This window comes from Vibrio sp. A1-1 (assembly GCF_021728175.1).
In the GTDB taxonomy this organism is placed as follows: domain Bacteria; phylum Pseudomonadota; class Gammaproteobacteria; order Enterobacterales; family Vibrionaceae; genus Vibrio; species Vibrio diabolicus.
Genome location: NZ_JAKKCL010000052.1, coordinates 1 through 1,307, shown reverse-complemented (window position 1 = coordinate 1,307; position 1,307 = coordinate 1). Strand labels below are relative to the sequence as shown.

Genomic DNA, 1,307 nt, shown 5'->3' with positions numbered 1-1,307 from the left:
CAGGGCAAGATTACGAAGCCCCTTGTACTGCAAGGACTTGCGAAAGGTAGCTATTGCTACGGTTTGCTTTTTTCTGCTTTCTTTTGATCCCTGCTTTGAAGCTGGTTTCTTCCGTCAGCAGATTTAAAGCTATATGTCTTATAACTGCTAAATTCTCACCAGCTTGCTCTCGACGAATCCGACATTCATCTTCTTTAAAACCTACGTCTAATCGCCAGTGCATCTGATTTTCAATGCTCCAATGTGCTCGCGTGCTCTCTAGTAAAGCTTTAGCCGTCAGTTTTGCTGAGCTTATGTAGTGCTTGATTTGCATTGTTTCTGCTGGCTTATCACCTTCTTGACGAATTGAAACGACCATACCAATGGTGGAGAGTCCCGCCCAATCAAGCGCTATATCGCCTAAGAAATCTGTATTGTGAACAACCATACTCAAACGCGTTTCTGTACGACCATGTCCTTTCTCTTGAGTGACGTATTTATCACCTTCAAAACTATTGAGCATACTCGAATTAAAGACTTGGCTAATCGCTTGCTCCAATCGTTTTTGATTACCTTTTACCGCTAAGAGGTAATCTGCATCTTGGCCGACTATCTTTTCAGCTATATCCTTCTGGCATCCCATAGCATCAATCGTCACTAAGCAACCTCGTAAGGAAAGCATTTCAAGCAGTTCGGGGATCGCTTTGATTTCATTGCTTTTATCTGCTGTTTTAACCTGCCCTAACACAACTTGATTTGCAGCACTAAACGCACTAACCATATGGATTGCACCACAACGCTTGTCTTTGTTGTATGTGCCTCTGAGAGTTTTGCCGTCGATAGCAATCACTTCACCCTCAGTCACCTCATGACAGTCTTTCATCCACGCAGTAAAGCATCGTTGCAGTTGCTTGGCGGAAATAAGATTGATAACTCGGGCAATGGTATCGTGTACTGGTATGCCTTGTTTGAAATCACCATACTGTCTAAGCCATTCCAAGTTATCTTCACCAAAATCTTCAATATCTTCCCAACCTTCAGCACCAGCAATCACTGCTGCAATTGTTAAGAAGATAATGTCGGTTAGCGTGTGCTCTATTTTCCAGGCTTGGCGAGGGTCTCGAATAACTGAAATATGGTCCAAAAGGCTTAATCCGCTCATTAGGCTAAATATCTGCTGTTAAAAAACAGTATATGATCACACCTAAATCTGATCATCAAATCGATCTTGGATGTATTGAGATTATTGTGACTTCAGTATCTAATTAGTGAAAATATGACTTCACGTCATCCCTTATTCCATAAGGGGTTTTCATGATCTTGCCCTG

Annotated in this window: 1 protein-coding gene; it reads right to left on the bottom strand. The window is 42.0% G+C overall.

From position 1 onward, the window contains the following. Window positions 1-10 precede the first annotated feature (10 nt). The gene (locus L3V30_RS23925; protein WP_237310154.1) at window positions 11-1,141 is read right to left on the bottom strand and encodes an ISAs1 family transposase; all 1,131 of its coding nucleotides are present in this window, start codon (window positions 1,139-1,141) and stop codon (window positions 11-13) included. Between the last annotated feature and the right edge of the window lie 166 nt (window positions 1,142-1,307).